This is a genomic window from Pseudomonas sp. 24 E 13, assembly GCF_900004715.1.
GTDB lineage: Bacteria > Pseudomonadota > Gammaproteobacteria > Pseudomonadales > Pseudomonadaceae > Aquipseudomonas > Aquipseudomonas orientalis_A.
On record NZ_CVTO01000107.1, the window covers coordinates 45,304 to 53,311 of the forward strand.

At 63.0% G+C, this 8,008-nt stretch carries 4 protein-coding genes; all 4 read right to left on the reverse strand.

The annotated features are described in order from the left end of the window. Positions 1-169: 169 nt before the first annotated feature. The 4 genes from BFP90_RS10300 to BFP90_RS10315 all read right to left on the reverse strand — a co-directional run bounded on the left by BFP90_RS10300 (position 170) and on the right by BFP90_RS10315 (position 7,730). The gene (locus BFP90_RS10300) at positions 170-2,371 is read right to left on the reverse strand and encodes a glycoside hydrolase (RefSeq protein ID WP_065896590.1); all 2,202 of its coding nucleotides are present in this window, start codon (positions 2,369-2,371) and stop codon (positions 170-172) included. A 147-nt stretch (positions 2,372-2,518) separates the two neighbouring features. After that, positions 2,519-5,584, reverse strand: coding sequence for an efflux RND transporter permease subunit (locus BFP90_RS10305; protein ID WP_065893810.1), 3,066 nt, complete (start codon positions 5,582-5,584; stop codon positions 2,519-2,521). Beyond that, entirely contained in the window at positions 5,581-6,651 is a 1,071-nt protein-coding gene (locus BFP90_RS10310; protein ID WP_065884664.1) for an efflux RND transporter periplasmic adaptor subunit, read from the reverse strand. Before BFP90_RS10310 ends, BFP90_RS10305 begins: the two co-directional genes overlap by 4 nt. Beyond that, positions 6,648-7,730 (reverse strand): efflux RND transporter periplasmic adaptor subunit, encoded by a 1,083-nt coding sequence (locus tag BFP90_RS10315; protein ID WP_065893812.1) that lies wholly within the window; start codon positions 7,728-7,730, stop codon positions 6,648-6,650. The genes BFP90_RS10310 and BFP90_RS10315 overlap by 4 nt, the downstream gene beginning before the upstream one ends. Between the last annotated feature and the right edge of the window lie 278 nt (positions 7,731-8,008).

The window sequence follows — 8,008 nt, forward strand, 5'->3', positions numbered from 1 at the left end:
AACGGGGCGCCTGAGATCAAAAGCAGATCAAGATCAAGAGCGGCTCGCTTCGCATCGTGGTTACGGTGGGTGCTACGGAGTTGTGTAGATACCTATGGCTATCGGGTTCAAGCCCCCTCCCACAGGAGAACGCATTCCAAATGTGGGAGGGGGCTTGCCCCCGATGATCTTAAGGGCCCTGCTGATCCACCTGATACACCACCGGCTTTTCATCCTCCACCAGCGCCGTCACACTGCGCCCGGCATACCCGTCTTTTTGCGCGTCCGAAAAATTCGCCACCAACCGCGTCCCATCGGCGAACGTCGTTTGCTGGAGCAGTTTGTCCGCCGTCAGCCAGCGAAAATCAGTCATCGCCCGCGTCGCCAACCGCTCATGCAGCGGGCGGAAAAACCGGTCCTGGCGCTCAATCACCGGCAGCCGTTCCTTGAGCGTTGCTGCACTTAAGTGATACAGCGGCGGTACGTTGTAGAGCAGTTGGGCCAGCTCATTCTCCGCCTGCACATTGCTTAACTTCAGGCTGTCGAACAACCAGTGATGGGTGGTAATCACCGAGCCGTGGAACACCGCCTGATACAGCGGCAGGCGCATCGTCGGATCGAAATACACCGTGCGCAGCGGCGCTTTCAAGGGCACCCGCTTGAAGAACACGGCCGGTTGCTCCGGCGGGTACCACTTGCCGACGTAGTTGGGTGACTGCAGGTCCTGGGTCATCTCCCGGTCACCCCAGCCGATCACCGGTGTTTGAATGCCATGGGCAAACAGGATGCCCTGGGCGGTGATGGCGTTGCCGTCTTCGGAGCCTGTGGGCAGTTTGAGCGAGGTGTTGATCCAGCGCGACGCGTCGATATTGGCCTGGGCATTTTGCGCCTGGGTCATCGGCGCACCGTCGCGGTAACTGTCATACAGCATGCTGGTGGCGTAGGCATCGAGGAACCAGGCGTTGTAGCCCGCCGCGCCCTGCACCGCCTTTACCCGTGCCTCCAGCAAAGGCCGCACACAGCGCGGATCGGTGTAGTGACCGGACTGCTGGAAGCCGGTTTTCAACGTGCCGTCTTTCAACATGATTGCGCAGTCGCGGTAGGCCTTGCCGCCCAGATGGGCCGTGGTCCAGTCGGGATTTTCCGTAGCCGAAAGCGCCGTTCCATAGGAATCATAGGGGGCGACCAGGTAACCGGCATCCACCCCCGCGCGAATCGCTTCGGGATGCCACAGGCCGCCTTCCCAGCCTTCGCCGAGTGTCAGCATCAAGCGCTTGAGCCCAGCGTCGCGCAAGGCCTGGATGCTCGAATTGCCCCAGGTTTCGGGGCGATCAGCCAACGCGCCGGCGAAATCCACGGCCAGTTCGCGACGCAACTCGCCGTAGCGAGCGGCAAGGCGATTCATGTCGGGTTCCGCCACCTGCCAAGCCTGCCGGGCCTTCTTGTTGATAGCCCCATTGAAGCCGCGCAACAGCACGGTTTGCTCGTAGCGATTCAACGCGCCTGCCTGCGCGAGCACCTGTGCGGATTCCTTGCCCATCAGCTCACTGAGCTCGTGCGTGCGCAGGCGTTTGATCAACGCGGGCCAATCACGTACATCATCGAGCGTGAGCAAGTCGTTGCCCCACAGGTAAACGTGACTGGCGCCGAGCAATTTTACCGCCTCGGGGGTTTGCCGCAGCTTGTCCGCCAGTGACTCGTAACGGCCCTGCTCGACCAGCCACTGACGATAACGCCTGGCGCCGGCCAACGGGTCGGCCTCGCCCAGATGCAAGCGCAGGGTCATCGGTGTCGAAGGCTCGAGCGAGGTAAATTCATGGGACACGGACAGCGCCATACCCTGGCCGTCCGCCTGCCATTCGAGGCGATTGTTATAGGGGTTGGTCAGCAGCCAGTTGAACGTGAAGCGCCCATGATCCACGCCCCATAACGGCAGGCTGAGGTCCTGGGTGGTACTGAACTCGCCCCACCCGATCAGGAAATCTTTCCACACGGCATTAGCGGCAGGCACGTAATGCCCCTCGGCCAACGGCCAGATCAGCCCCTGGCCCATGGCGCTGGCCGGCTGGCGCAGCAGGCCCAGCTTACCCGCTGCACGGGCAGTGATCGTCAGGGACAATTCGCGCTGTTCAAGCCGGGCCGTCAGGCGATACGCGCCGTTGTCCCACTGCCAGGAGACCTGTTCGGCATCGGCTTGCAGCGCGTTGACCGCATGGGCGGCGACACCGCTGGACGCTTGTACCGAAGCCTCGCCCGCGGGGGTGACGCGCAACGCCAGGGTGGCGGGATCGAGTTCGATACGCCACTGGGTATTTTCCAGCACGTTGGTGGCGAAGGTCGGCGGCGCAAGCACAAGCGCGCAGAGTAAAAGGAGTGGACGCAGGCACTGCATGGGAATCGACCTGGATAAGAAGAAGGCCGAAAGAGTAGAACAAGCTCAGGCTCGCCGGGGCGGCAAGCGGCGGTTTCGGAAGCTTCCCACAGCCTGACAAGATGCAGATCCAAATGTAGGAGGGGGCAAGCCCCCTCCTACATTTTTTTAACCGCGTTGTTCCTGAGATTCCTGCTTGGGTTCGCGGATTTTGTACCAGGCCACATACAGGGCCGGCAGGAACAACAGCGTCAGCAACGTGGCGATGATAATCCCGCCAATCATCGCGTAGGCCATCGGCCCCCAGAACACTTCCCGGGCAATCGGAATCATGCCCAGGCTGGCGGCCGCAGCCGTGAGCAGGATTGGCCGGCGCCGATGCTCGGTGGCTTCCACCACCGCATCCCACGGCGTGTAACCGGCCACTTCGTACTCATGAATCTGCGTCACCAGAATCACCGAGTTGCGGATGATGATGCCGATCAGCGCCAGGATGCCCAGGATCGCCACGAAGCCCATGGGCGTGCCCGTGGGAATCAGCGCCAGCACCACGCCGATCAAACCCAGCGGGGCGACACTGGCCACCAGGAACATCTTCTGCACGCTGTGCAACTGGATCATCAGGAAGGTCGCCATCAGGAACAGCATCAACGGCACCACGCTGGCGATCGGGCCCTGGGCCTTGCCGCTTTCTTCCACGGTACCGCCGGTGGCGACTTTGTAGCCCACCGGCAAACCGTCGCTGAACTTCTGGATAGTCGGCGCCAGTTGCTTGACCAGGTCGGTCGGCTGCATCTCGTCACGCACTGCGGCCTTGATGGTAATCGTCGGCTTGCGGTCGCGGCGCCACACCAGCGGTTGCTCCAGTTCGTAGCGCACCGTGGCGAAGGCCAGCAACGGAATCGAGGTGCCGTTGGGCGTGACGATCTGCAGGTTCTGCAGGGTTTCCGGCGTACCGCGCTCGGCGTCTTCAGCACGGCCGACCACATTGATCAGGTAAATATCGTCATGCACCTGGGTGACCGACGCGCCGCTGACCACGCTGTTCATCAATTGCGCGACGTCTTCGGACGACAGCCCCAATTGCCGCGCCTTGTCCTGGGCGATGTCGATGCGCAAGACTTTGCCCGGCTCGTTCCAGTCGTAGATGATTTCGCCCAAGTGGGTGTTCTGGTCGAGCAAGGTCGCCAGTTCGATGGCGTGCTTGCGCACCTGGTCGGTGTCCTTGCCGGACACGCGGTACTGGATCGGCCGACCCACCGGCGGGCCCATTTCCAGCGGCTGCACGAAGCTGCCGATACCGACGAAATCATCGCGCAGGCGCTTCTGCAGACGCGTAATCAACTCGCCGCGCTCTTCCAGGCCTTTGCTGACGATCACCAGCTGCGCGTAGTAGGGGTTCTCCAACTGCTGGTCCAGCGGCAGGTAGAAACGGATCGCGCCTTGGCCGATGTAGGTGCTCCAGCGCGCGATGTCCGGGTCGTCCTTGATGATGGCTTCGAGGCGGTCGACCGCCTTGCGCGTCTCGTTGATCGAGGCGTTCTGCGGCAGGTTCAGGTCAACCAGGATTTCCGGGCGATCCGACGACGGGAAGAACTGGTTCTGCACGAACTGCATGGAAAACACCGAGGCCACGAACAGCGCCACGGTGATGCCGATGGCCCACCAGCGGTTGCGCATGGCCCAGAGCATGCCGCCATTGAAGGCGCGGCCGATGCGCCCCGGCTCGGCGTCGTGCGGCTTCACCTTGGCGCTGAGGATATGCACGCCGATCACCGGCGCAAACAGCACCGCCACGACCCACGACACCAGCATGGCCACGGCGATCACCGCGAACAGCGTGAAGGTGTACTCACCCGCCGAGCTGGCGTTAAGACCAATCGGCACAAAACCGGCCACGGTCACCAGCGTGCCGGTAAGCATCGGAAACGCCGTGGAGGTATAGGCGTAGGTCGCGGCCTGCTCCTTGGTTTCGCCTTTTTCCAGGCGCGTGATCATCATCTCCACGGTGATCATCGCATCGTCCACCAGCAGGCCGAGGGCGATGATCAAGGCGCCCAACGACACCCGCTGCATGGTGATGCCGCTGTATTCCATGAACACGAACACCAACGCCAGCACCAGCGGAATCGAGCACGCCACCACCAGCCCGGCGCGCATGCCCAGGCTGATAAAGCTCACCACCAGTACGATGATCACCGCTTCGAACAGCGCACTGGTAAAGCCACCGACGGCCTCTTCCACCACTTCGGCCTGGTCCGACACCTTGTGCACGCCGACGCCCACCGGCAGGTCGGCGGTCAGCTCATCCATGCGCCCGTGCAGCGCCTTGCCGAACGACTGGATATTGCCGCCCTTCTGCATCGCAATCGCCAGACCGATCGCCGGCTTGCCGTTGAAACGGAACATCGGCCGCGCCGGGTCGACGTAGCCACGGCTGATCTCGGCAATGTCGGCCAGGCGATAGAAGCGGTCATTGAGGCGCAGGTTGACGTTGGCCAGGTCCTTCTCCGAGGCGAACTGCCCGGAGGTGCGCACTGAAATCCGCTCCGGCCCGGCCTCGATCACCCCGGCGGGCGTGACCGCGTTCTGCGACTGCAGGCTTTGCACCACCTGGCGCTGATCGATGCCCAGCGCGGCCAGTTTGCGCGTGGAAAAATTCAGGTAAATCACTTCGTCCTGCTGGCCGATCATCTCGACCTTGCCCAGCCCCGGCACCGAGCGGATCTCGGCGCGCACCTGCTCCACGTAATCGCGCAGCTGGCGCATCGACAGGCCGTCGCCGGTAAAGGCGTATACCGAACCGAACACATCACCGAACTCGTCGTTGAAGGACGGCCCCTGCAAGCCTTGGGGGAAGGTGCCGCGAATATCGTCGATCTTCTTGCGAACCTGGTACCAGATCTCCGGGATGGCCTTGGCGCTGGTGGTGTCCTTAAGGAACACGAACACCGTGGACTCGCCCGGCCGGGTGTAGCTCTTCACGTAGTCGAGGGAGTCGAGTTCTTCGAGCTTTTTCTCGATGCGGTCAGTGACCTGCTTGAGGGTTTCTTCCTGGGTCGCGCCCGGCCAGCGGGTCTGGATCACCATGGTCTTGATGGTGAACGAGGGGTCTTCCTCGCGCCCCAGGTTCATGTACGAAAACACGCCCATCAAAAGCGCGACGAACATCAGGTACCACACGAAGGACTGATGCTTGAGGGCCCAGTCGGATAAGTTGAAGCTCCCTTTCATCGCGGGCTGTCCTCGTCGATTTTGACTTTTTGCCCGGGTTTCAGGCTGTTCACACCGGCGGTGACAATGCGTTCACCGGGTTTGACGCTGCCGTTGAGCACGGCGCTGTCGGCATCCCGGCTGACGACCGTGACGTCACGCGGCTGCACCGTCTGGCTCTGGGTGTCGAGCAGCCAGATGCGGGTCTTGCCGTCGACGTCCTGCAAGGCGCTCAGGGGCAGTTCAATACGCGGCGCGATGGCGCTGCTCAAGGTGACGCTGATGGCGGTGCCCAGGCGGAACGCGGCGGGCGTTTCGGTCAGGCTCAGGCGTGCGCGACGGGTGCGCGTGGCGCTTTGGGCCTGGGGCTCGATCTCGCGCACGATGGCGGTGGTCTGCACGCTCGGGTCCAGTTGCCCGGCGACGAGGAACACCACATCTGCGGGCAAGCGTTCGGCCAGCCCGGCGGGCAGGTCGATCACCGCTTCCTTGACGTCCGGGCGCGCCAGGGTCACCACTTGCTGGCCGGCGCTGACCACCTGGCCGGCCTCGGCATTCCAGGCGGTCACGATGCCGGCGTGGTCGGTGCGCAGTTCGGCGTAGTTGAGCTGGTCCCTGGCCTGGTTGACCGAGGCGCGCGCCTGGTCGAGGGTGGCCTGGGTGGTTTTCAGGTCAGTCTGGGCCACGTCGAGCTGGGCCTGGGCACCGACGCCACGGTTGAACAGTTCCTGCTGGCGGCGGGCATTGGCCTGGGCATTGATGAACTGCGCCTGCACGCGCGCCAGGTCGCCCTGGGCGGCGCGCAATTGGTTCTGCTGGTCCGTAGGATCGAGCACGGCAAGCAAGGCGCCCTTCTCTACCTCAGCGCCCACGTCCACGGCGCGACGGGCAATACGCCCGGGGACACGGAAACCCAGGTTACTTTCGTAGCGCGCCTGAATGGTGCCGGCAAAGCGACCGAGGTTTTCCTGATCTTCGGCCTTCACCTCCATGGACAACACCGGGCGCACCGGTTCGGGCGGCGCTTCTTCTTTGGAGCAGGCCATCAGCAACAGGCTGGCGGCGACGATTACCGTCAGTTGCCTCATGGCTGGGCTCCTTGCTGGGCGATTTCAACCGGCATGCCGGGGTGCAGCAATTGCCCACCGGCCACCACAACTTTTTCGCCGCCTTTGAGGCCATCGCCGATGATCACTTTGCCGGTGAGGTAACGCGCCACCGTGACTTTATGCAATTGCGCCTTGCCGTCACCGTCCACCAGCCACACGGCGGGTTCACTGAGGTCCTTGGTCAAGGCCGACCACGGCAACTCGATGCTGGCCCTGGCCGGGCCATTGGCGGTGGCGCTGACCACCGAGCCCAACTCCATGCCAGTGGGCAGGCTTTGCAGGGCGATTTTCACCTGCACGGTGCCGGTATTGGCGGCCACGGCCGGGGTGACTTCGCGGACCTTGCCCACGGCCTTGATACTCGGGTTGTCCAGCAGACTGACGGTAATCGGCGCATCCGACGGTGGTTCCACCAGCAAGGACTCATAGACGTTGAACACCGCATCACGCTCGCCATCTCGGGCCAGGCTGAAGATCGGCATGGTGGCCTGGACCACCTGGCCGACTTCGGCCTGGCGCGCGGTGATGATGCCCGGCGCGTCGGCGATCAGCGCGGTATAGCCGAGTTGCTCACGGGCGTTGGCCAACTGGGCCTGGGCGGCGGCCAGGGCGCTCTGGCTGCCGCGCAGCGCGGCCTGGGCGGAATCGTATTCGCTGCGGCTGGTGTAGCCCTTGGGCAAGAGTTTTTCCTGGCGCACGAAGGCAGCGGCAGTCTGCTTGACCCGCGCCTGCTCGGCCACGACCTGGGCCTGGGCGGAGTCGACGTTGGTCTGCAGGTCCTTGGGATCGAGTTTGGCCAGCACCTGCCTGGCCGTCACCCGGTCGCCCACATCGACCATGCGCTGGATGATCTTGCCACCCACGCGAAAGGACAAATCGGTTTGCACCCGCGCCTGGATATCGCCGGTCAGCGTGACCGCCGCAGCGAAATCCGCAGGCTGCACGGTTTGCACGAACACCCGGGAATGGGCTTTGGGCTCGGTCTTTTCCTCACCACAACCGCCAAGCAGCGTCAGTAAGCCAAATCCGAGTAAAAATGCCGAAATGCGACCGCCCATGCAGGCTCCTTTTGCGTGATGCCGACTTGCCAGTGTCTATGCGACTGTGAGCTTAGTTCAGGGTTCCTTATGTGCATGGAGGATCCCATACTCCAATGGAGGCCGCCATCGGGGGCAAGCCCCCTCCCACACTGAATTGGGTTCACAGGTTCTGGCGTGTGAATACAGTCAAATGTGGGAGGGGGCTTGCCCCTGATAGCCATAGGCATCTACACAACTCTGTAGCGCTCAACCGTAACCACGATGCGAAGCGAGTCGCTCTTGATCTTGACCTGCTT